Source organism: Flavobacterium sp. NRK F10, assembly GCF_024054235.1.
GTDB classification, from domain to species: domain Bacteria; phylum Bacteroidota; class Bacteroidia; order Flavobacteriales; family Flavobacteriaceae; genus Flavobacterium; species Flavobacterium sediminis.
This window is the reverse complement of the sequence record NZ_JAMXLC010000001.1, coordinates 819,062-842,280: the sequence shown is the minus strand read 5'-3', so window position 1 is coordinate 842,280 and position 23,219 is coordinate 819,062. Positions and strand designations below refer to the sequence as shown.

The following is a 23,219-nucleotide window of genomic DNA, read 5'->3' as shown; positions in this document are numbered from 1 at the left end:
TATGAGTACCATAGCAATTTCTATCATAACGATCAATTTTAATCAATCTGAAGGCCTAGAAGAAACCATTCGTTCCGTTGTCTCTCAAAGTTTTAAAGATTACCAATATCTTGTTATAGATGGCGGTTCAACAGATGGAAGTGTTGATGTTGTTAAGAAATATAAAGAGCAAATTCACCATTGGGTGAGTGAAAAAGATAATGGGATCTATAATGCTATGAATAAAGGTATAGCTGCCGCAAAGGGTAATTATGTCTTATTTTTGAATAGCGGAGATGTGTTAACCTCTGAAAATGCTTTGCAGGACTTTGTGCAGCACCAGGATTTTAAAGGAGATATTATTTATGGAGATTACCAGTTTGTCAACGGACAAAAAATCTATCCGGATAAGATAACGCCTTATTATTTTATGAAATCCTCTTTGCCACATCAAAGTACTTTTTTTAAGCGAAGTGTTTTTGACGCTATGGGCGGTTTTGATGAATCGTATCGTATTTCGGCTGACAGGGCTTTCTATTTGAAATGTATGGTAAGTAATCAATTTCAATGGCAGCACATCCATTATCCGCTAACATTATTCGATTTAGAAGGGATTAGCAATAATCCGGGGCAATTGAAGAAAAAACAAGTGGAAGATGAAAGGCTATTACAAGAAAACCTCGGTGTATTTTATTCCGACTATTTAAAGATGTTAGCCTTGGAAAAAGAGTTGAGTGCAACTAAAAGAAAGACCTTAAAAGGGATTTTGAAGAAAGCGGTAAACAAAAGCAAGAGAGTATGGAAGGGCAACCGCTAGTTTCTGTTATTATACCAACGTATAACCGACCCGAGCTTTTGAAACTGACACTGTCCGGAATTATGGCTCAGACGTATTCTAATTATGAAATTCTGGTAGTTGATGACGGTTCACCAACAGACGAAGCAGAGAAAGTATGCCGTCCGTTTGAAAAAGTTAAGTATTACAAAATAGAAAATTCCGGCGGGCCGGCAAAACCTAGAAATACAGGTATTCAAAAGGCAAAAGGTAAATATTTGGCGTTTACAGACGATGATGACCTTTGGCTTCCCGAAAAATTAGAAAAACAGGTCAATATCCTGGAAAAAAATCCCGATTTCGGATTGGTTCACGGTTGTTGTGAAGTAATTGATGAAAAGGGAGAATTACAGAATAGAATAATAGGTCGCTTAAGAAATCCGGAGGAAAAACACGGCGATGTTTCACAGAAGATGTTGGGGAGATGGACAGTTATGATGCCAACATCTTTTATCAGAAAGGCAGTTGTTGATAAAGTCGGTTTTTTTAATGAAACAATGCCACCGGCAGGAGAAGATATGGAGTTTTGGACACGTTGCTCATTTGAAACAAAATTTTATTATCAGGATGAACCTTTGGTGTATTATCGTGTTCATGGCAATAATATTTCGGATAACAAAAAAGGATATCAGGAACTTCCGTTGCATTTAAAAAAAGTATTGGATGAAGTTTTTGAACAAAAGAAAATAACACTGATAACGTATAAATTACTGAATCAGCGACTGGGCATATTGTTTGTAAGCCGATTGAAACAAAATCCACTTTGGATTCTGCGAAACATGAAAGTTTTTGATTCTTTTTGGTTTATAAAACGCAATTATGTCAAACATTTGATCGCAAGCATTCTGAAAAGGCATTAAATTTGATTTTTCAGGATCATTAGAATAATAACTACTATATTTGGAGAACAAAAAAAAGCTTTGATAATGGCAACAATACTCATTACAGGAGGTGCAGGAAATGTAGCAAGTGCTCTTGCCGGAGCATTAGCAAAAGATAAAAATAACTTTATTGTAATCGTAGATAATCTTTCCACAGGGAACTTGTCAAAGGTGCCGGAAGGAGAGAATGTAAAATTTATAAAAGCTAACGTAAATCAGTACAATGATGTAGTTCCGATTTTCGGACGCTATAATTTTGATTTTGTATTCCACTACGCTGCCGTTGTAGGAGTTAAACGTACTTTAGAAAACCCTATTATGGTTTTAGAGGATATCGAAGGAATTAAAAATATCTTATCCTTGTCAAAAAACTCAGGTGTAAAAAGAGTGTTTTATTCGAGCTCGTCTGAGGTTTATGGCGAACCATTCGAAATTCCGCAAAATGAAAAGACAACACCGCTAAATTCCAGATTGCCTTATGCCATTGTAAAAAATGTAGGGGAAGCCTTTTTCAGATCCTACTATCAGGAATATGGTTTAGAATATACAATTTTCCGCTTTTTTAATACATACGGACCTAATCAAAGTGAAGACTTTGTAGTGCCGAGATTTATAAAGGCAGCTATGAATAATGAACCCATAACAATCTATGGCGATGGAAAACAAACCCGCTCTTTTTGTTATGTAGAGGACAATATTGAGACTTGTATAAAAGCAATGCAGGATACTAAGTGTATAAATGATGTCCTGAACATTGGTAGTGATAGAGAAATGTCGGTTTTAGAATTAGCACAGATCGTTATCAAATTAACAAATTCCCAGTCTGAAATCATTCATTTACCGGCTTTAGAAGAAGGAGATATGACGCGCAGATGTCCGGATATTACAAAAATGAAACAGATCTTAGGGCGTGACTTATTGCCGCTTGAAGAAGGAATTAAAAAACTGGTTGAGCATTATGAGGGTAGGGTTTAATCCGGAAAAGGAAAATAAAGAAATAGTTTTAGAAAATTACCATAGGGTTATTGTACCGGTGTATATCCCTAATTTTGAAGGTTATTTTGCAGATCTGTTTGAAGTATTCCGCTTGTGCCTGGATTCATTGTTGTTAACAGCTCACAATAAAACACGGATTACAATTTATAATAATAACTCACATCCGGAAGTAAAAGCATATATTGACGAAAAATACCAGGAATCTGAATTGATAGATCAGGTTTTTCATTCCAAAGAAAATCTGGGTAAAATAAATGCCATTTTAGCAGCTGCAAAAGGGAATTTAGAACCCTTGATTACCATTACAGATGCCGATGTGTTGTTTAAAAAAGGTTGGCAGGAAGCTGTAGAGAAAACTTTTTTAGCCTTTCCTGAAGCAGGTATGATTAGTCCGGTGCCGTCAAGTAAAGTATACAAGATGTTTACCGGAAACAATTGGTTTTATGGACTTTTTAAAGGAAAACTGGCTTTTGAAAAAGTAGAAGACCCGGAGGCTATGCATCGCTTTGATCTGAGCTTAGGAAATAAAGAACTAATGTACAAACCGGTTCATTTGGAAAAGTATTTGGTTTTAAGTAATAAAAGCACGGGCGGAAAAGCGGTTATGGGATGCGGACATTTTGTAGCGACTTTAAAGAGAGAGGTATTTGATAAAGGGACAAACCAACCGGCGTTTATAAAGATTGTGGGTGGAGTTGAAAACAGATTTATTGATTTTCCGAATGAAAAGTTGGGATTGTTGCGTTTAGCGACAAAAGAGAACTATGCTTACCACATGGGAAATCATACAGAAGAGTGGATGTATGAGGAATTTAAAGAACTGGATCCAAAGGAAAAAACGATCACTGCTTTTTCCGGAAAAGAATTTGTTTTTCAGTCTGTTTCCGGATGGGGACAATCCGTCGGAGGAAAGATCAAACAGTTATTAGATAGAAAAAAAATAAACCTTTTAGTGTTAGGTAAATTAGGCTTGACAAAAGACGAGGCACAGCAATATTAAAATGCACAAACTGATTAAAAAAATAGTATTTTATTTTTTGAACTATCCTGAAAAAAAGGATAATGTAACGATTTCAGGATTCTCAAGAGGATTGCGAAACGTGAAGTTTGAAGGTAAAAATGCAGTTCCGGATCGTTGTAATTTTGCAGGTAAGATCGAGATCGGTTATGCTACGACTTTAGGCTATAATAATTTTATTCACGGAAATATAAAAATAGGAAAATATTGCCAGTTAGGGGCAGATGTTGCTTTGCATGCAACCAATCATCCTACGGCTTACATGACAACATACATTAATCAGAATTTGTTCAAAGGAGAACTTAAAAAGCTCAAAGAAGAAAAAAGAATTGAGATAGGGAATGATGTGTGGATTGGGCATAATGTGATTATTGTAGGTAATGTTAAGGTCGGTAACGGAGCAGTTTTAGCAGCAGGTAGTGTAGTAACCAAAGACGTTCCTGCTTATACCATTGTAGGAGGTGTTCCGGCAAAAATTATAAAAAAGAGGTTTTCCGACACAGTTATCGAAGAATTGGAAAACTTAAAATGGTGGGATAAGAACGAACAGGAATTAGAAAAGATCAAACCGATGTTTTTTAAAGATTTTTCGAAAGGCAACAGTATTTATGAATAACAACAATCCTCAGTAATATGAGTAAGTTTATTTATTAATTGAAAAATAAAAAGTACTGCCTTTTCCAACTGTTGATTTGACCCAGATTTTACCGTTTATTTTAGTCAGAACTTTTTTAACGGCAGCCAATCCTAGACCGGTTCCTTCATATTCAGAACGAGTGTGTAAACGTTGGAACATCATAAATATTTTTTCTAAATATTGCTCTTCAATACCAATTCCGTTGTCAGCAACCGAGAATTCGTGATATTCAGGTTTTTCTTCATAGTTTATAGTAATGACGGGAGCTACATCCTTTTTAGAATATTTTAAGGCATTATCAATTAAATTCTGAAAAATCTGAGTTAAAGCTAATAAGTACGATTCAATGACAGGTAAGTTATGACAATTGATCGAGGCATTCTTAGAAGCTATTTTTTGATGTAATATTTCCGTAATATCCTGAACTAATTCATTACAATCAACCGTTTCTTTCTTAGGTTGGTAATTCCCTAATCTTGAGAATTCCAGAATTGCTTTTACCAAGTTCCGCATTCTGAAGGCGCTCAGTTGGGCAAACTCAATATACTTTTTACCTTGTTTATCTAAGTTATCTCCGAAATCACTTTCTAATAAATTCAGAATGTTTGTTATATTTCGTAAAGGTTCTTGTAGATCATGAGAGGCATGATAAGCAAATTGCTCCAGTTCCTTATTGATGACAACCAGATTCTGAAGCTGCATCTTTAAATTTTTATTAGTGTCTTTAATTCGTTCCTTTTCTTTTGTTATCCTGTTTAAGCTACTCATGATCCCTATAACGATCATAGGAGAATTATCATCAGATTTATTAAGAATAATAGCTTTGTCCATAATGGGGATATACGAATCGTTATTCTTCCTGATTCTGTATTCTGTTTTCCAGCCTGTTGAAGAGCTGCTTTTGAAATGACTCTTTAGGGAGTGAAATAAACTATTGAAATCGTCGGGATGAATTATTTTTTTGAGATCATAAAGGTTATGAATACTTTTTATACCGAGAGCTTTGTGTAACCCTTTGCTTAGAAAGGCAGAAGAGCCATCAAAATACCAGATGTATTCATTTGAAGCAAGAATTTTCTTTTTACAAAAAGCAGAGAACATGCTATGGTTAATGTAAACATAATTATCTAAGATATCGTTTAGAAGAGAAGAAAAGTCCGGACTTGAATCTGAAGGCAGTGCACTTTCTGCATTTAGTTCGATCTTTTTTGACGAGCTTGGAGGGCCCAGTAGGTGTTTGATCTTTTCTTTTGCATAATTGGCATTGGCGATATGGTCTACAATTTCAATGATGCCGGATATTTTATTTGAATTATTTTTTTTGTTTTTTATGGATTCATCTGCTTCTCCGGTGATTCTTAGCCATTTAAGCTTCGGGTTCTTTAGTTTGATAAGGATGTCAAAAGGAATAGCATCATAATGCAGTTTTTTTAGATTGCTAAGCAACCATTTCTTACTGTCAGGCTCAATTTCATTGTAAAAAAGTGAGAGCGGGTTATGGAAAGCAGTAAGCTCATCATGTCCGAAAAAAAGACTTAGATCCTTTGAAGTATGAAGAGAATCAGTCCTCCTTTTCAGAAAGTCAAATTCCCAATAGCAGATTTTTAAATTTCCCATAACTTAAAGATATATAGGTGATAAGGGGTCAAAAATATAAAAAAAAACTGAAAAAATGATTAAGACTTTATCAGATAGGGTTGAGTAACAGAACACTTATGGTACAAAAACGTACCACATATTAATAAATAACAGCCACCTGTTAAAAACGGATTTCAAATTACAAATGTTAATGCAAAATTTGTGTAACAAAAAGTAAAAGAATCACAAGTATGTATTTACACTATAGATATTTGATTATGGTAATCTTAATGATAAGCACTGCTTCAACAGGACAGTGTTTAGACAATTTTATCAGACCAAGTGATGATTTTGTTTTGAGTTCATGGTCCGTTCGTTGTCAAAACGGGAACGACGGGATAATAGATATTTCAAATATAAGTAGTACAGCAGGTAATTTTACGAACCAAGGGTTTATTATCAGAATTTTGAGCAGCCCTACAGGAACTTCAAATTATGCTGTTCCGATAAATGAATCAACTTTTTCAATAACAGGATTAGTTGCCGGAACCTACACATTAGACATCATGGATCAATGTGGAGGAAATAGTTCGGACAAAACAATAGTCGTAGGGAGTCCTAGTAACTATTTAACGGCAACTTTTTTGATGCGTAATACTTTCAATAATACTTCACTGTCGGGGTGTGGCAATTCTGTCAAATATCGTTTTCTTTTTGTTGCCCCAGGTTCATCAGGAGATATTGAATTGGTTTTAACTAATTCAGCAAACAACACTTTGATTTTCAATCTTCCGATTGCCAGAACTAAATCGGCTATGAATAACTCATATAGTTTAGATGTAGAGGTGCCGGTAGCATTTTTTAACGGACAAGATATTACTTACAACGCATCAAATTTATGTAGTTCATTCTCAGGAGCTATTTCTTGTCCGTTAAATTATGATATTGTTTTCGGAGTGCCTTCCATTAATGAAAGCAGTGACCCTGATAATTCCTGTAATTTAGGGTTTAATATAAAGATATTCAGAGACTATATGGTCAACCCGATTACGGTTAGTGTTGAAGAAAGTTGCAATCCGGGACAAGCTGCGACTAATGCTTTCGGAGAAGTTTTACAACCACAAAGCGTTAATGTAGCACACTTGAACTCCCAACCTATGGGAATGGCAACAGTAGTAGATCTAGGATTAAAATACAATACACATTATGATATAACTTTTACAGATGCTTGTGGGAAAGAAGTCGTTAAGCATGTGATACAGAACGGAACACCTTTTGATCCGGCTTTAAGCTGTGAGAATGGTTTAGTGACTGATTCAGGAGGCTTCTTTGATGATGTGGCTTTTATAAATTTTAACGGATTGCCATACAGTTCACAATCAGTAGGACCGTTAACAATAACGGTAAATTCAGGGCCTTCAACGTATACAACAAGTAACGGAACCGGCGGAAGTGTAATCACTTCTCCTATTCAGTATCCTTATGTAGTTAATTTCAGTTCGCCTTATGCTTATATGCTGATAGAAAAAGACAATGTAAAAGCATTTCCGTCAGGAAATTATAATTTTACCATAGAAGATGCTTGCGGAAAAACCGCTAATTACTCAATGAATACGTCATGTGTAAAAGATTATACGCTTTCTCATCATATAAATTATTGTGAAGAGGTTTCTGATAGCCTGGAGGTACGGATCAATATACCAAAAGCTTTATTCGGGACTTATGCCGCTATTTATAAATCGGACGGAACATTAGTGTATTCAGATAAGATACAAGTGGGACCACCATTTAATTTTCAACCGGTAGCTCAAACCGGAAGAATTTATCTGACATTGCAGAATAATGAAACCTATTTCTTCAGATATGGAGGTGTTGACGGTTTCGGTACAGCAGTTTATCCGACTCAATTAGGAGGAAGTAATTTGAATACCAGATTACAAGGCGGCTTTTTATACGAGTATCAATTCTCTATTAACCTGGAGCCATTTCACTTTGATTCAATAATAGCCTGTGAAACAACGGTAGAATTAGAAGCTACAGGAGGAACAGCTCCGTATAAGTATTCATTATATGACAGTACAGGTAATACACTATTAGAAAATTATCAGGATTCAAATATTTTTTCCGGATTGACCGTAGGAATGACCTATTTAGCTAAAACAAGAGATAATTGTGGTAGAGAATTTGCACAACCATTTACCGTTTATGCCGCTCCGGATCCGACTTTTCAAATTGTGAACCAACCATCATGTAATACAAGTAATGGAGTCGTTCTTTTTGAAAATCTTCCGACAGATTGGACGATTACCAATGTAGATACAAATGAGGAATATAATGGCGCTACTGCAACATTTAATTTAGAGAATTTACCGGGACAGATCTACAATTTTGAAGTTAAAGATAATGATACAAATTGTACATCTACATCATTTTTAACTATATATCTGTTTTCGGAAAATTGTCCTGAATCGCATGATGATGTATTTTATTGTTCTGATTCAGATAGTGATTATGTTATTGATGTACTCCAAAATGATAATACAAGCATAGGTTTAGATATGCAATCTATTAACCTTATTGCTCCCAATAATGCTACATCCTTCGTATATCAATGGGGGTTGGTGAAGGGGTTTACAGTACCTAGTGAAGGGGTATGGTCTGTAGACGATGTAGTAGGCAAGGTTCATTTCACTAAATTTCCTTCTGCTTTGAGTATAACAAGCGTAGCTTATACTGTAAAAGATATTGAGGGAAATTTAGCGAACCAGGCCAGTATTTATTTTGATTGTTTACCGATTGCCATAGATGATGTCGGCTTTTATACTGTCGGTCAGTCAGTGACTTTACCGATCTTAGATAATGATACTTCGGGTTCTGTTGTAGATCCGTCAACAGTTGTATTGCTGTCAAATCAAGGAAATGCAACAAGTACTACAGCTGAATTAACCTTGCAAATTCCCGCTGAAGGAACATGGAGCGTTGATCTGACGAACGGACAAACGACTTTTTTACCGGAAACCGGCTTTTCGGGTTTGCCATCTTCAATTCAATATACTGTAGAAGATTTTGATGGAAATGTGTCTAATGTTGCTACTATAAGTCTGATCGAAAATGATTGTGATATTCAGGTTACAATTCCCGGTTTTTCATTGGAACATGTCCAGTGCTACGGTGAGATTCCTACTCAGGAAAGTTTATCTGTAGAAGACTTTATGGCATTGGGTGATCAAACCGGTCAGGTTAGTTCAAGCTGTGGCGTTATTGTAATAACGGCTGAAAATGAAGGTGTAAATGGCTGTAATCAAGTTATAACAAGAACATACCATATTGTAATCTATGATAACCAAAGCAATGTAACCAATAATACAGCAGAAATACTTTATGAAACCGAGTTTACACAGCAATTTTTAATTCAGGATACAATTCCTCCCCAATTTACATCAACAGTACCGGCAACAATAGTATTAGGTCCTACAGATGAAATTCCTTCATCAGATACTGTCAGTGTTACAGATAATTGTAGTGAGGTGCAGATAGATTTTAATGAAGAAACAATAGAAGGAACTTGTCAAACAGAAATGAATATAATAAGAACTTGGATTGCAACAGATTGGTGTGGTAATGTAAGCTCATATACTCAGGAAATTATTATTCAGGATAACACCTATCCGGAGTTTTATCCTGATAGGTTAGAAACACTTTATTTAAGTTGTGAAACAACGCTTCCGGAAGTAGATGTTACAGCTTTGGATAATGGACAGCCTATAGCTGTTACTTATGAAGAGGAAAAGATAGAAGGAGACTGTTCCAGCTTTTATAGAATAAACAGAAAATGGAAAGCAGTAGATGGTTGTGGGAATATTAATATTTTGGAACAAACAGTAGAAGTGACCTGTGATATAAATGTCTACAATGCTTTGTCACCTGATGGTGATGGAATAAATGATTATCTGATTCTCGAAGGGATAGAGTGTTTTCCGGACAATCAGGTTACTATTTTCGATCGTTGGGGAAGTATCGTTTTTGAAACGCATGGCTATGATAATAGTTTAAATGTTTTTAAAGGGAGAGCTCAAAGCGGAATGCGTGTCGATACTAAAGCTTTACCGACAGGAACATACTATTACATTATAACGTACAATGCCCCGATTGAAAATAATTTTGAAGATAAGAAAAAGACAGGTTATTTGTATATTAATCAGTAACTTAAATGTAGATGAAAAAGAAATTACAATTACTTATTTTATTGTTTTCCACTACTATACTATTTGCACAACAAGACCCACAATATACCAATTACATGTTTAACCCGATGTTGTTCAACCCTGCTTATGCCGGTTCGAGAGGTGTTTTCAGTGTTTTTGGATTACATCGGTCACAATGGGCCGGGCTCGACGGTGCGCCGATAACAAATTGTGTATCCGTGAATAGCCCGGTAGGATTAAAAGGAGTAGGTATGGGATTAATAATAAATAATGACAAACTGGGACCATCCGTTGAAAACAACATTTCGGCTAATTTTTCCTATAGCATTTATTTTTCTAACCTTTCCGCTTTGTCTTTTGGTCTGAAAGCCTCTTTGGATGTTTTAAATGTAGATTATTCAAAATTATCCTTTTATGATCCGTCTGATCCGCGATATCAATATAATATAAACAATCAGGTGTCGCCTAATTTCGGTGCCGGGTTGTATTGGTACTCGTACAATTACTATCTGGGATTCTCCATACCGAATTTTTTAGAGACCAAACATTACAATGATGAAATAGTAAGTACCAAGACAGATCATCTGCATTATTATTTTGTCGGAGGATATATTTTTACAGTAACTTCTACTATTGAATACAAACCTGCTTTTTTAACAAAAGTAATTCAAGGAGGTAAAGTACAGGTCGATCTGACCTCTAATTTCAGATTTTATGAAAAATTCGAAATCGGAGCGTCTTACAGGATAAGCGGAGCCGTTAGCGGAGTTGCTTCTTTTCAGTTAACACCGGGTTTGCTAATAGGGTATTCCTATGATGCGGAAACTTCGCGGCTTGCAAACTATAATTCAGGAACACATGAATTCTTCTTACGCTTAGAATTACCTGAGAAAGGAAAAATTATAGAATCCCCGAGATTTTTTTAGAATTGAAAAGGCATGAAAAGAGTATTGTTCCATATATTGTTATTTGAATCTTTTTTGTCAATGGCTCAGACTAATTTTCAAACTGAGCTTGAAAAACAGTATGCCAAAAAAAACTATATGGAAGTGATTCAGCTTTATAAGAAGACAATCGCCAGAGGATACCGTTCGGCTAAAATGATTCAGTTGTTAGCAGATTCCTATTACTACAATTCATTTTATGAACAAGCAGCCGAATGGTATGAGAAACTATTGACTAATGAACCGGAAGGCTCACTGAATGAAATGGTTTATTTCAGATATTATCAAGTATTGAAAACACTTAAACAATACGATAAAGCTAAAGAATATTTCAGTCTTTACCTTAAGACCAGTAAAAAATATAATTTAAAAATAGTGGAACAAGATACCGTAAAGTTGTTGCCTTTTTCTGTTACTTTAATTGAGAATTTACCTTTAAATACAGCTACTTCTGAGTATGGTTTGATAGAAGACAAAAATACAATGATCTTTACCAGTAACAGGGAAAATAAACAGCACCGTAACAAACATCAGTGGACAAAATTACCGTATTTGAGTTTGTATTCGGGAAGCACGGAAAAGCAGTATAAGAGTGCTATGGTCAAAGGAATTGAAAAGTTAGACTATAATGTATCCAGTCCTGTGTTTTCTAAAGACGGGAGAACCGTTTATTTTACGGTTAATGATCTTACCGGAAAAGATCACAAAAATGAAAAGTATGGCTTAAAGATCGTAAAAGCAACTATTGACGAAAAAGGAAACTGGGAAGATATTGTTTTTTTACCATTTAACAGTAACCAATACAATTGTGCTCATCCGGCTTTGAGTACAGATGAAAAGATACTGTATTTTTCTTCTGATATGCCCGGAGGTTACGGACAATCAGATATTTATGCAGTAGAAATTAACAAAGGGCAGTTCGGAACGCCGATAAATTTGGGGAACATAATAAATACATCCGGAAGAGAGACCTTTCCTGCCATAGAAGATAATTCAGGTTTGTATTTTGCTTCTGACGGAAGGATGACATTCGGAGGATTGGATATTTTTAAGGCAAAATTGTGGAACGGAATTGAGGTTTTGGATGTACTGTGTTTACCCGAACCTATAAATTCGTCATGGGATGATTTTGCCTATTACCGCAATCCGAATGCTGATTACGGATATGTGTCTTCAAACAGAGAAGGAGGTAAAGGCCTAGATGATATTTACAAATTTAACCTGAAAGCTCAAACAGGTATTGCAGCCACTTTACTAAATAAGATCAGCTCCGATCCGTTGATTAATGCTACGGTAGCCTTGTATAATGAAAATTTTGAATTGATAGAAAAAACCTTAAGTGATGAAAAAGGTATTTTCAGATTTAAGAAATTAAACCTTACCGATATCTATATCCTCAGAGTCGAAAAGGATAAATATTTCACGGAAGAGCTGGTATATAACTTCGAGCAAGGTCTGCCTAGTGAGATATTTTTAGAACCAAAAGATCTGATTATTGAGCAAGGAGAAGATGTAGGAAAGAAACTTCAGATCAATGATATTTACTTTGACCTGGATCAATACAACATAACAAAAGAAGCCGAAGAAAAATTAGGCTTATTACTGGTTGTAATGGAACAATTTCCGGATATTTATATTGATATTCAATCTCATACCGATAGTCGGGCAGGGGACGAATACAATATGCAACTGTCAGAAAGAAGAGCGCAAGCGACAAAGAGTTGGTTAGTCGTAAACGGGGTGAGTAGTGATAGATTAAGGGCAAAAGGTTTTGGAGAAACCCGTTTGTTAAACCGTTGTTCAAACGGTGTAAATTGTAGTGAATCTGAGCATAAAGTAAATAGGAGAAGTGAATTTATTGTAAGATAACAAGCATAAAGAAAGTGCATTTTGTCGGTATTTATAGGTTATTTAACAAGTAAAGTTGTTTTTTTTATTTTTTTTAGATAAATTTATTAATGCTATAGTAAAAGAAACAACTTAATGAGAAAAAAGAATATTGTAATTGCAGTATTTTCTGTTTTACTCGTCATTGTAAATCAGTTTCTTATTGAATATTTTCTATACAATAAAAAGGAGGATGCTAATTTGATCAATCTGGTAGGAAAGCAAAGAATGATCGGTCAAAAAATAGCTTTAGAATTCTACAGTCTACAGCAAAAAAATAAGGAAAAGAATATTTCAGATATAGAAGAATCAGTTCAAGATTGGGAACATAGACAAAACCAACTGAAAAGATTCAATACAGATATGTCGAAATTACTTTTGTCAAAAGATGAAGTGCAATTTTTGTTAGATGATTTTCCGAAATTAGATCGTGAAATAGCGTTTGTCAAAAAGCAACTTATCGAATATAAAGACGGGCGAAAAATTGATTTAGAAGATATTGTAGCAAACCAAGATATTTATCTTGGTGAGATGGAAAAAGCAATAAGAATTTACACAGACCATGTAGATCGAAAATTATGGGTCGTTATTTTTTTAGTGATCTTTTCAAATATGATTATACTTCTGGTAGGGGGGTATGTGCTTTTATCGTTAAAAGCTGCCTTAGAAGAACATAAGAGCAAAGAAATAGAACTGGAGAAAGCAAACCTTACTTTAAAAGAAAAAAATAAAGAACTGGAACAGTTCAATCATATTGCGTCTCATGACCTGAAAGAACCTTTGAGAGGAATATCAAACTTCATCCAGATTATAGATGAAGATCATAAAGACAGTTTAAACGACGAAGTAAAAAGCTATCTGCAAAATATTGAGAAAGCTTCTAAAAGAATGGAAGGGTTGATAACCAGCTTGCTGGTTTATTCCAGAATAGGAAGGAATAGAGAATTGGTACTTTGTGATCTGGATATAGTGGTAAAGAGAATATTAGGCGATTTAGAAGACCTGAAGATACAGGAAAATATGAGCATAGAGTTTGATAGATTGCCCCTAATTGCCGGATATTCGTTAGAATTGAAGAGGCTCTTTCAAAGTTTGATCAGTAATGCTATTAAGTTCAGAAGAAATGACGAAAAACTTAAAATAGAGATCAGATGTAAAGAAATAGAAGGATATTATGAGTTTTCAGTAATAGACAATGGAATAGGAATTGAAAAACGAAATTTTGATAAAGTATTTTATATTTTTCAAAAACTGCACAACAATAAAGAGTATGAAGGCTATGGTATAGGGCTTACAAACTGTAAAAAGATTGTTGAGCTACATGGAGGGAAAATATGGATTGAATCCGTTTTAGGGCAGGGAAGCATTTTTAAGTTTACATTGAAAAGGTAAAATAAAAAAAGAAAAATGGATAAAAGTGTAAAATGTATTATGTTAATTGATGACAATGAGATGGATAATTTTGTTCACGAAAGAGTGATAAAAAAGCACAACGCCGCTGAACATATTGTTGCCAAACAATCAGCACTGGAAGCCCTCCATTATCTCGAGGCCGGAAATTCGGAAGATGGGAATTTCCCTAATATCATTTTTCTGGATATAAACATGCCCGGAATGGATGGATGGGAGTTCTTAGAAGAATACGGAAAATTAGAAGATGGACTGAAAGACCGGAAAGTCGTAGTGATCTTGACAACATCTGAAAACCCGGAAGATTTTTTAAAGGCAAAGAAAGCAAAGGAGCTTTTCTCTTTTAAGACCAAACCTTTAACCAAAGAAATTTTAGATGATATAATAGAAGGTTATTTGAAAAAGTTTAATTAATTCCCCCTGTAGAATCTAGGGCACCCCCATTATGAATTATTTGAAAGCAGTTTTAATTGAAAATGATAAGAAAACTATACAGTTTTTCAATGAAATCATTGAAAACTATAGTGCTATTGTAACTGTGGTGTCTGTAAATAGTACTTTGAAAGAGGCTTTGAATCTGATAGTACAAGAACGCCCGGATTGTATCATTATGAATTGCAATAAACAAAACTATGAGGCAATAGAACAATTAAAAAAGATGCAGATCGTGATTCCGAAATTTATTTTTATGTCTGGGGAACCTTCTGATGCCTGTGTAGCGTTTAAATATAATGCCATAGATTTTTTATTAAAACCTTTAGAGTTAAATTTACTCATTATAGCATTTTATAAGGTTATGAGATATCGAGAAATGGAATTAGCTTATCAAAACAGTAAAGTGATTCAGGTGAATACTACTGAAGAAGAAAATAAAATGGAGGATGTTATCGCTATTTCCTCGTCAGATAAAATAAATCTTGTTAAGATAATTGATATAATCTTTCTCAAAGCAGAAGGCGCTTATACAATAATACAGCTAAAAGACGGAACCAAGATATTTTCCAGTAAAAATCTTGGCGAATACAAACAAACGTTGCCCCAGAAGTCTTTTTTCAGAATACACCATTCTTATGTGATTAATGTAAAAGAATTATATAAGATCATTAAAAAAGACGGTACGTATTGTGAATTTATAAATGGGATCGTTTTACCTGTTGCCAAGAGGAGACAGGATGAGTTTTTTAAATTTATGAGATTGTGATTATAGTTATTAATCTACTTTGTTTAACATGAAGAAAACAATAAAAAAAGTCATGATTATTGATGATAACGAGTTCGATTGTTACATCACATCTGCGTTAATCGAAAGCATTAATCCGGATATAGAGATAATGGAATTCAATTCTTCAAAATTAGCTTTAGAATATCTGATGGAAAATTTAGAGAAAGTAGATAAACTCCCTGATATTCTGTTTATAGATATCTATATGCCGGTAATGGATGGTTTCGAGTTTATTCAAAAATACAATCAGATACCGATTGTCTTGCGTCAGAAAGTAAAACTTTGCGTGACTTCAACTACAATAGATGATTTTCATGTTAAGAAGATGAAAAGTGATGTCAAGGTATTATTTGCCAGTAAGCCGATCAGTAGAGAATTCTTAGAACCATTATTAGCAAAATAAAAAAGCAAAATCCGTTTAATCTTTTTGCAATAAGTTTTCAGCTATTTCAAAAAATGTTACATTTGTCGAGATAGGATGAAGATAAAGAAATCAGGTGCAAACAAGTGACATATTTGTTGTTGAATACAGCAAAGAACTTGATCACTACGGTTTCTTAAACGTAAAAAGTATATATGGATAATTCCCTAATTTATACAATAGCCGAAATTGGCCAGGCACATGAAGGCAGTTTAGGCATGTTGTTTTCTTTCATTGAAGCCTTAGCAGAAACAGGAGTCAGTGCTGTAAAGTTTCAGATGCATATTCCTGAAGCCGAAAGCAGTGAACACGAACCTTTCCGGGTAAAGTTCTCATTAGAAGATAATACGCGTTATGACTATTGGAAAAGAATGAGCTTTACGCTGGACCAGTGGAAAATGATCAAACAGAAATGTGATGAATCAGGCGTAGTTTTTTTATGTTCTCCTTTTAGTAATCAGGCTGTTGACTGGTTGGAAGAAATCGGAGTAACACAATACAAAATAGGCTCGGGAGAAGTAAATAACTTACTTATGCTGGAAAAAATTGCTCAGACGGGTAAGCCTGTCATCTTATCATCCGGAATGAGCAGTTTTGCAGAACTGGACGAGACAGTTGCTTTCTTAAGAGGCAAAAAATCACCTTTCTCCATTTTACAATGCACAACTTCATATCCTACTGCACCGGAACAATACGGATTCAATGTTATTCAGGAACTAAAAGAACGTTATGGCGTAAAAGTGGGCTATTCAGACCATTCAGCTAATATCGCGACAAATATAGCAGCAGTAGCTGTAGGTGCTGAAATTATAGAATTTCATGCTGTATTCGACAGAAGACAATTCGGACCCGATTCAAAATCATCTCTGACTATTGACGAGATCAAAGAATTAGTTCACTATGTGAACAATATAAAAATAGCATTGGATCATCCTGTCGATAAAAACCGAAACGAAACATTTAAGGAATTAAAACATATCTTTGAAAAATCTTTGGCAGTGAATAAAGACCTGCCGCAAGGACATCAACTTTCATTTGCAGACCTGGAAGCTAAAAAGCCCAAAGGATATGGTATTGATGCCGCACTTTTCTCAACTGTAATCGGTAAGAAGTTGAGAAAGCCTTTAAAGAAATGGAGTTTCTTAAATGAAGAAGATTTAGGACATGAATAGAAAAAGAAAAATAGCGGTAGTGGTTACCGCAAGACCATCTTATAGTAGAGTTAAAACAGCTATTCAGGCTATAAAAAACCATCCCGAACTGGAATTGCAACTTATTGTAGCGGCCTCTGCATTATTAGATCGCTACGGTTCAGCCGTGAACTATATTAAAAAAGACGGCTTTGAGATTCATGCAAAAGTTTTCAATGTGCTGGAGGGCGAAAACCTGACCGCTGCTGCAAAAACAACCGGAATAGGAATCTTAGAATTGTCAACGGTTTTTGATAATCTGAAACCGGATATCGTGGTTACTGTTGCAGATCGTTTTGAGACTATGGCAACGGCTATAGCTGCTTCTTACATGAATATTCCGTTAGCTCATATTCAGGGAGGAGAAGTAACAGGGAACATCGATGAAAAAGTGAGACACGCTATCACTAAATTGGCAGATTACCATTTTGTAGCTTCAGAAAGTGCAAAAGAGAGAGTGATAAAGTTGGGAGAAGAACCGGACTTTGTATACAATACGGGTTGCCCGTCAATTGACTTGGCTAAAGATATTCAGACTTCAAATTTAGATTTCGATCCATACCAAAAATATGGGGGAGTAGGAGCCAAACCGGATTTAGAAAAATATCTGGTAGTCATGCAGCATCCGGTAACAAATGAATATCAGGATTCCAGAAGACATATAGAAGAAACCTTAAAAGCAATCGACGATTTAAAAATCCCTACTTTGTGGTTCTGGCCGAATGTTGATGCAGGTGCCGACGGAACTTCGACAGGAATAAGAGCTTACAGAGAATTTAATAAATTAGAGCACGTCCATTTCTTTAAGAACATGACAGGAGATGATTTCTTGAAATTATTAAATAAATCAATGTGCCTGATCGGGAATTCCAGTGTCGGAATCCGGGAGTGTGCTTACTTGGGAGTGCCGGTGGTTAATATCGGTTCAAGACAAAATAAAAGAGACAGAGGATTTAACGTAAAAGATGTCGATTATAACAAAGAAGAGATCAAACAGGCTATTTTAAAACAAATTGAAAATGCAAGACCACAAAGTTCAGATGTATACGGTGGCGGGAATGCAGGAGAAAAAATAGCAGATTTGTTGTCGACAGTTCCGTTAAAATTCCATAAAACCATAACTTACTGATTGAAGAATGAAAATATTGGCAGTAATTCCGGCAAGAGGCGGATCTAAAGGAGTGCCTAAGAAAAATATTAAACCATTAGGCAATAAACCCTTGTTAGGGTATACCATAGACAGTGCTAATCAGAGTGAAAAACTGACCACAACGATTGTCTCGACTGATTCTGAAGAAATAGCCGAGATAGCCAAAGCAAATGGAGCTTCTATCCCTTTTATCAGACCAAAAGAACTGGCGGAAGACAAAACGCCCACTATAGAAGTCTTAAAGCATGCTATTAGATTTTTTGAGGATCAAGGCAAATTCTTTGATGCAATTTGTATCCTCCAGCCTACAACACCGTTTAGAAGAGAAGGTTTTATTGATGAAGCTATAGATAAATTTATCAGAACAAATGCAGATACTTTGATCAGTGTTTTACCGGTGCCGCATCAATTTAATCCTCATTGGGTATTTGAAGTTTCAGATGCCAAAGAGGGTAAATTAAAAATAGCTACCGGAGAAAAAACAATAATTCCGAGACGACAGGAATTGCCGCAAAGTTATTACAGAGACGGTTCAGTCTATCTGATAAAAACAGAATGGATAACAAAGCACAATACCTTGTTTGGTGAAACAATAGGTTATATAGAATCTGCCTCAGATGACTTTGTGAACATAGATACAATGGAAGATTGGTTAAAAGCAGAAGAAATTGCCAGACAATATAAATAAAATTGAGAATAGAAAAATAAAGTTCAAAAGATAATATTAGGGTAGAAAAAAATGGATAAAACAACTAAAATTTTATTTGTTGTACCGGATGGTGTAGGAATTCGTAATTATTTGTATTCTAACTTACTTGATGAACTCAAAGGAAATAAAATAGCCTTATTAAGTCCCTTGCCCGAAAAGGCATTTTATCAGATCGAAAATGAATTTGAATATTTTCCGCTCAATTTACCGAAGGAAGGAATAGTAACCAGAATAGCGCGTGAATCAGCTACCTATGCACGTTTGTGTAATAATGCTGATAAAGTTAGTAACCCGACTATTTTAAAAAACTGGAATTATTCGCCTAAGGGGAAAGCACTGAAAGCACTGACAAAAGTAGCTCAGTTTTTAGGAAAAAGAACTTTTAAGAATTACGAAAATATTCTCTTTCTGGAAAAAACAGCTCGTAACAACTGGCCGGTCAAAACGATCGCCTTTTACAAAAAGCAATTACAAGAGATCCAACCCACTTCAATCTTTATAACCCATCAAAGAGTAGCTGCATTAATGCCAATCTGTATTGCCGCAAAGCAATTGAATATTCCGGTTACAGCCGCTATTTATTCGTGGGATAATTTGCCCAAAGGGCGCTTGGCTGTTCTGGCAGATACCTATGTAGTTTGGTCAGATTATATGAAAGAGGAGATGCACACCTATTATCCTGAAATAGAAGCCAAAAATGTAATTGTAGCAGGAACACCGCAGTTTGAATTTTATCTGCAAAAGAATAAGATCATTTCAAGGGAAACATTTGCTTCACAGCACGGGTTAGATGCTCAGAAAAAATGGATTTGTTACAGCGGAGACGATGTGAAAACATCACCGTACGATCCGCAATATTTAGAAGATTTGGCACAAGCCGTTTCTCAAATAGAAGAATCCTTGCGACCGCAAATTATTTTCAGACGCTGTCCGGTTGACTTCTCTGCAAGATACGATAGCATTTCAGAAAAATATAAAGATACAATCATTCCGATCGACCCGCTGTGGAATGTACCGAATAAAGATGAAAATTGGGGCGCATTTTATGCTAAACGCGAAGATGTGGATATGCAGGTCAATTTAGCTTTTCATTGTGAATTCGTTGTAAATTTAGGGTCTACTATGGCACACGATTTTGCCATGTTCAATAAGCCTTGTTTTTATATCAATTATGATAAAGTATCGGATGGGAAATGGTCTGTACAGACGGTTTATAATTACCAGCATTTCAGAAGCATGAACGGTTTAGAACCGGTTGAATGGTTCAATACCAAAGAAGAAATAAAGAACAAAGTGGCACATGCTTTGCAACATCCGGAAGCAATAGCAAAAGATAGAAAGAAGTGGTTGCAAAAGATCGTTAAACATCCGTTAGATAAAGCTTCCGTTCACATAGCCGAATTATTGACAAAATAAATGGAAAAGATCAAACTTTATACTGATGTTCTGAAAGTAAAGGAAGCGCCTAAATGGGGGTATGTATTTCCATTGGTCGAATATTTGGTCAAAGAGAATAAAAAGCTCTTAGAGTATTATGAAATTGTAACTAAGGTTCAGGATGCTGATTTTTTGGCTTTGCCGCTTTCCGTTGAATATTTATTACAAAACGGACAGCAAAAGTACTATGAGGATTTTCTAGCATTAGCGAAAAAGGAACATAAAAAATTACTTGTTTTTACTGCCGGAGATATCGGTAAAACCATTCATGATGAGGATGTCATTACCATAAGGTTAGGAGGATTTAAAAGTAAACTGCCTGAAAATACATTTATCATGCCTCCTTTTATTGAAGATCCGTTGGAAAAATTCCAATTAGAGTTCAGACTTTTGCCTTATGAAGAAAAACCGTCGATCGGATTTGTAGGACATTCGGCAAAAGGAATTCGAAAATGGATAAAAGAAGGTATAGTGTTTTTAAAAGGAAATATAAAAAGACTATTAGGCAAAGAAGCTACAGATTTTCAATTGTTTTATCCGTCCAGTATTAAAAGGTTCCATTATCTAATGGAATTAAAATCAAAAAGTAAGCTTAAAACAGATTTTATTTTCAGGGAAAAATACAGAGCCGGAATTCAAACTGAGGAAGACCGTAAAAGAACGTCTTTAGAGTTCTTCCGCAATATACAGCAGAACCCTTATATCTTCTGTTTACGGGGAGCGGGGAATTTCTCTGTTCGTTTTTATGAAACACTGGCTATGGGAAGAATACCTGTTTTTGTAGATACAGATTGTCAGTTGCCTTATAGTGAGTCAATCGATTGGAATAAACAGGCTGTTATAGTTGATGCGGGAGCATTTGAAAGTATTGAAGAAAAAATCGCAAATTTCCATAAACAATTAGAAGGCGACAGATTTCAGCAAATTCAGTCAGAGAATAGAGCAATCTGGAAACAGTATTTCACTAAGGAAGGATATTTTAGTAACTTTCAGCAAGAGCTGAAAAAACAGGTATAAAATGCACATTTGTTTTATCACGAATGAATACCCTAAAGAAGGCTTTCCTCACGGAGGAGTAGGTAGCTTTGTAAAAACCATGGCAGAAGCTTTGGTCAAAGAAAAGTACAACGTCTCTGTAGTCGGGATGAATTATAGCGATAAAGATGAAGAAGAGATACAACAAGGGGTAGCAATATACAGGATAAAGAAGAGTAAAATAAAAGGTATTTCCTGGTTCTTTAATGCAATGGCAATTAATAAAACCATAAAAAAGATCCATAAAGAAAACCCTATAGATATAGTGGAAACAGCCGAACTGGGCTTAGCTTTCATGCAAAAAATAAAAGGCATCAAATATGTGATACGATTGCATGGCGGTCATCATTTTTTTGCGGAAGCAGAAAAAAGAAAAATTAACAAATGGAAAGGCTTTCAGGAAAAAAGATCTTTTAAGAAAGCAGATGCCTTTATCGCCGTTTCGGAATATGTAAAACAGCATACGGCTCAGTATCTAAGTTATAATGATAAACCCGTAGTCACTATTTTTAATCCGATAAATACGGATGTTTTTAATCCGGTTCCCGGTAAAGTTGAAGAAAATACAATTACATTCGCAGGAACGGTTTGTGAAAAAAAAGGAGTCAGACAACTGATACAAGCTTTTCCTCTGGTTAAAAAAGAAGTGCCACAGGCCGTATTGAATATTTACGGGCGGGATTGGTTCTTCCCGGATGGGAGTTCTTATGTTGAAATGCTCCGAAGAGAGGAATTACCTCAGATAGCGCCTTACGACCAAGATGTTATTTTTCATGGAAGTATAGCTTATCAGCAAATACCTGAAGTGTATGCAAAAGCTGAAGTTTGTGTATTTCCGTCGCACATGGAGACACTGGGGTTAGTTGCTCCTGAAGCAATGGCTATGGAAAAATCAGTTGTATTTACTGAAATGGGTCCGGGTCCGGAAGTAATTGTGCCTTATGAGACCGGTTTGCTTTGTAATCCTTATGAACCGAAAGATATAGCAGAAAAGATAATCTGGTTATTTAAGAATAAAGAAAAAGCAAAGAACATAGCAAAACAGGCAAGAACCGTTGCTGTTGAGAAATTTTCATTGCCAAATAGTATAACCGAGAATATAGCATTCTATTCAAAAATAAAAGCATGATGAGTTGGGCAGGGCTAATTGCAACCGATTATAAGAAATATAGAAAATACGGAGGGAATTTTTTCTCCATTGTGTTTTTGACACAGGGTTTTTGGGCTATTATGCAATATAGGATTGCCCATGCGGTTTATCGGATGAGAGTTCCTTTGCTTAAGCAAATTCTGCAACTCTTTATGCTGTTATGGCAAAAAGGAATTGAAATAACCACAGGGATTAGTATACCTGCTTCGGTTGTAATAGGGCATTCGTTCTATATAGGTCATTTCGGAGGTATTATTTTGAATGCTAATGTTTTGATGGGAGATAATTGCAATATTTCACAAGGCGTTACGATTGGAGTTTCAGGTCAGGGAAGCAAAAGAGGAGTGCCTATCATTGGAGATGAGGTTTATATCGGAGCCAATGCAGTTCTGGCAGGAAAGATCGCAATCGGAAATAAAGCTGTAATTGGGGCCTGTTCTTTAGTCACAACTGATGTGCCTGAAAATGCAGTGATGTTAGGTGTTCCGGCTGTTAAAATTTCTGATAAAGGATCAACAGGCTATATTTAAAAAGA

20 protein-coding genes are annotated in these 23,219 nt (G+C 35.4%); 19 read left to right on the top strand and 1 reads right to left on the bottom strand.

Features of this window, described 5'->3' with window-relative positions; all coding sequences use genetic code 11:
- The first annotated feature begins 1 nt into the window (after position 1).
- The 5 genes from NHF50_RS03935 (at position 2) to NHF50_RS03915 (ending at position 4,325) form a co-directional block, all read left to right on the top strand.
- Positions 2-796 (top strand): glycosyltransferase family 2 protein, encoded by a 795-nt coding sequence (locus NHF50_RS03935; protein WP_252775136.1) that lies wholly within the window; start codon positions 2-4, stop codon positions 794-796.
- Positions 778-1,674: a glycosyltransferase family A protein gene (locus NHF50_RS03930; RefSeq protein WP_252775135.1), complete on the top strand. Its 897-nt coding sequence runs from the start codon at positions 778-780 to the stop codon at positions 1,672-1,674. Before NHF50_RS03935 ends, NHF50_RS03930 begins: the two co-directional genes overlap by 19 nt.
- A 66-nt stretch (positions 1,675-1,740) precedes the next feature.
- Positions 1,741-2,670, top strand: coding sequence for an NAD-dependent epimerase/dehydratase family protein (locus tag NHF50_RS03925; RefSeq protein ID WP_252775134.1), 930 nt, complete (start codon positions 1,741-1,743; stop codon positions 2,668-2,670).
- A complete protein-coding gene (locus NHF50_RS03920; RefSeq protein ID WP_252775133.1) occupies positions 2,654-3,691 on the top strand; it encodes a glycosyltransferase family A protein in 1,038 nt (345 codons plus the stop codon). Before NHF50_RS03925 ends, NHF50_RS03920 begins: the two co-directional genes overlap by 17 nt.
- Position 3,692: 1 nt before the next feature.
- Positions 3,693-4,325: a CatB-related O-acetyltransferase gene (locus NHF50_RS03915; protein ID WP_252775132.1), complete on the top strand. Its 633-nt coding sequence runs from the start codon at positions 3,693-3,695 to the stop codon at positions 4,323-4,325.
- A gap of 27 nt (positions 4,326-4,352) precedes the next feature.
- On the opposite strand, the gene NHF50_RS03910 is transcribed toward NHF50_RS03915, so the two are convergent.
- Positions 4,353-5,963 carry a PAS domain-containing sensor histidine kinase gene (locus NHF50_RS03910; protein WP_252775131.1) on the bottom strand — a complete coding sequence of 537 codons (1,611 nt, stop codon included), beginning with the start codon at positions 5,961-5,963 and terminating at the stop codon, positions 4,353-4,355.
- A gap of 212 nt (positions 5,964-6,175) precedes the next feature.
- On the opposite strand from NHF50_RS03910, the gene NHF50_RS03905 reads away from it, so the two are divergent.
- From NHF50_RS03905 to NHF50_RS03840, 14 genes are all read left to right on the top strand, one after another.
- Positions 6,176-10,129, top strand: a complete 3,954-nt coding sequence (locus NHF50_RS03905) for a gliding motility-associated C-terminal domain-containing protein (protein ID WP_252775130.1) — start codon at positions 6,176-6,178, stop codon at positions 10,127-10,129.
- Between the two features lie 11 nt (positions 10,130-10,140).
- Positions 10,141-11,055 (top strand): type IX secretion system membrane protein PorP/SprF, encoded by a 915-nt coding sequence (locus NHF50_RS03900; RefSeq protein WP_252775129.1) that lies wholly within the window; start codon positions 10,141-10,143, stop codon positions 11,053-11,055.
- Positions 11,056-11,067: 12 nt separating this feature from the next.
- Positions 11,068-12,942 carry an OmpA family protein gene (locus NHF50_RS03895; protein ID WP_252775128.1) on the top strand — a complete coding sequence of 625 codons (1,875 nt, stop codon included), beginning with the start codon at positions 11,068-11,070 and terminating at the stop codon, positions 12,940-12,942.
- 114 nt (positions 12,943-13,056) lie between these two features.
- Positions 13,057-14,352, top strand: coding sequence for an ATP-binding protein (locus NHF50_RS03890; RefSeq protein WP_109568429.1), 1,296 nt, complete (start codon positions 13,057-13,059; stop codon positions 14,350-14,352).
- Between the two features lie 15 nt (positions 14,353-14,367).
- Positions 14,368-14,784, top strand: coding sequence for a response regulator (locus tag NHF50_RS03885; protein WP_109568428.1), 417 nt, complete (start codon positions 14,368-14,370; stop codon positions 14,782-14,784).
- 31 nt (positions 14,785-14,815) lie between these two features.
- The gene (locus NHF50_RS03880) at positions 14,816-15,571 is read left to right on the top strand and encodes a LytTR family DNA-binding domain-containing protein (RefSeq protein WP_252775127.1); all 756 of its coding nucleotides are present in this window, start codon (positions 14,816-14,818) and stop codon (positions 15,569-15,571) included.
- Positions 15,572-15,599: 28 nt separating this feature from the next.
- A complete protein-coding gene (locus tag NHF50_RS03875) occupies positions 15,600-15,995 on the top strand; it encodes a response regulator (protein WP_109568426.1) in 396 nt (131 codons plus the stop codon).
- Positions 15,996-16,168: 173 nt separating this feature from the next.
- The gene (locus NHF50_RS03870; RefSeq protein WP_252775126.1) at positions 16,169-17,185 is read left to right on the top strand and encodes an N-acetylneuraminate synthase family protein; all 1,017 of its coding nucleotides are present in this window, start codon (positions 16,169-16,171) and stop codon (positions 17,183-17,185) included.
- On the top strand, positions 17,178-18,332 hold the full coding sequence (neuC, locus tag NHF50_RS03865) for a UDP-N-acetylglucosamine 2-epimerase (protein WP_252775125.1): 1,155 nt from the start codon (positions 17,178-17,180) through the stop codon (positions 18,330-18,332). Before NHF50_RS03870 ends, neuC begins: the two co-directional genes overlap by 8 nt.
- Positions 18,333-18,339: 7 nt before the next feature.
- Complete coding sequence (locus tag NHF50_RS03860; protein WP_252775124.1) at positions 18,340-19,041, top strand: cytidylyltransferase domain-containing protein; 702 nt, start codon at positions 18,340-18,342, stop codon at positions 19,039-19,041.
- A 51-nt stretch (positions 19,042-19,092) separates the two neighbouring features.
- A complete protein-coding gene (locus NHF50_RS03855; protein ID WP_252775123.1) occupies positions 19,093-20,478 on the top strand; it encodes a hypothetical protein in 1,386 nt (461 codons plus the stop codon).
- Entirely contained in the window at positions 20,479-21,516 is a 1,038-nt protein-coding gene (locus NHF50_RS03850) for an exostosin family protein (protein WP_252775122.1), read from the top strand.
- 1 nt (position 21,517) lies between these two features.
- On the top strand, positions 21,518-22,663 hold the full coding sequence (locus tag NHF50_RS03845; RefSeq protein WP_252775121.1) for a glycosyltransferase family 4 protein: 1,146 nt from the start codon (positions 21,518-21,520) through the stop codon (positions 22,661-22,663).
- Complete coding sequence (locus NHF50_RS03840) at positions 22,660-23,214, top strand: serine O-acetyltransferase (protein WP_252775120.1); 555 nt, start codon at positions 22,660-22,662, stop codon at positions 23,212-23,214. The genes NHF50_RS03845 and NHF50_RS03840 overlap by 4 nt, the downstream gene beginning before the upstream one ends.
- Positions 23,215-23,219 lie beyond the last annotated feature (5 nt).

Bases quoted from the DNA above. Each gene is read 5' to 3' on its own strand.
- NHF50_RS03935 (WP_252775136.1), top strand. From the start codon at position 2: ATGAGTACCATAGCAATTTCTATCATAACGATCAATTTTAATCAATCT.
- NHF50_RS03930 (WP_252775135.1), top strand. From the start codon at position 778: ATGGAAGGGCAACCGCTAGTTTCTGTTATTATACCAACGTATAACCGA.
- NHF50_RS03925 (WP_252775134.1), top strand. From the start codon at position 1,741: ATGGCAACAATACTCATTACAGGAGGTGCAGGAAATGTAGCAAGTGCT.
- NHF50_RS03920 (WP_252775133.1), top strand. From the start codon at position 2,654: ATGAGGGTAGGGTTTAATCCGGAAAAGGAAAATAAAGAAATAGTTTTA.
- NHF50_RS03915 (WP_252775132.1), top strand. From the start codon at position 3,693: ATGCACAAACTGATTAAAAAAATAGTATTTTATTTTTTGAACTATCCT.
- NHF50_RS03910 (WP_252775131.1), bottom strand. From the start codon at position 5,963: ATGGGAAATTTAAAAATCTGCTATTGGGAATTTGACTTTCTGAAAAGG.
- NHF50_RS03905 (WP_252775130.1), top strand. From the start codon at position 6,176: ATGTATTTACACTATAGATATTTGATTATGGTAATCTTAATGATAAGC.
- NHF50_RS03900 (WP_252775129.1), top strand. From the start codon at position 10,141: ATGAAAAAGAAATTACAATTACTTATTTTATTGTTTTCCACTACTATA.
- NHF50_RS03895 (WP_252775128.1), top strand. From the start codon at position 11,068: ATGAAAAGAGTATTGTTCCATATATTGTTATTTGAATCTTTTTTGTCA.
- NHF50_RS03890 (WP_109568429.1), top strand. From the start codon at position 13,057: ATGAGAAAAAAGAATATTGTAATTGCAGTATTTTCTGTTTTACTCGTC.
- NHF50_RS03885 (WP_109568428.1), top strand. From the start codon at position 14,368: ATGGATAAAAGTGTAAAATGTATTATGTTAATTGATGACAATGAGATG.
- NHF50_RS03880 (WP_252775127.1), top strand. From the start codon at position 14,816: ATGAATTATTTGAAAGCAGTTTTAATTGAAAATGATAAGAAAACTATA.
- NHF50_RS03875 (WP_109568426.1), top strand. From the start codon at position 15,600: ATGAAGAAAACAATAAAAAAAGTCATGATTATTGATGATAACGAGTTC.
- NHF50_RS03870 (WP_252775126.1), top strand. From the start codon at position 16,169: ATGGATAATTCCCTAATTTATACAATAGCCGAAATTGGCCAGGCACAT.
- neuC (WP_252775125.1), top strand. From the start codon at position 17,178: ATGAATAGAAAAAGAAAAATAGCGGTAGTGGTTACCGCAAGACCATCT.
- NHF50_RS03860 (WP_252775124.1), top strand. From the start codon at position 18,340: ATGAAAATATTGGCAGTAATTCCGGCAAGAGGCGGATCTAAAGGAGTG.
- NHF50_RS03855 (WP_252775123.1), top strand. From the start codon at position 19,093: ATGGATAAAACAACTAAAATTTTATTTGTTGTACCGGATGGTGTAGGA.
- NHF50_RS03850 (WP_252775122.1), top strand. From the start codon at position 20,479: ATGGAAAAGATCAAACTTTATACTGATGTTCTGAAAGTAAAGGAAGCG.
- NHF50_RS03845 (WP_252775121.1), top strand. From the start codon at position 21,518: ATGCACATTTGTTTTATCACGAATGAATACCCTAAAGAAGGCTTTCCT.
- NHF50_RS03840 (WP_252775120.1), top strand. From the start codon at position 22,660: ATGATGAGTTGGGCAGGGCTAATTGCAACCGATTATAAGAAATATAGA.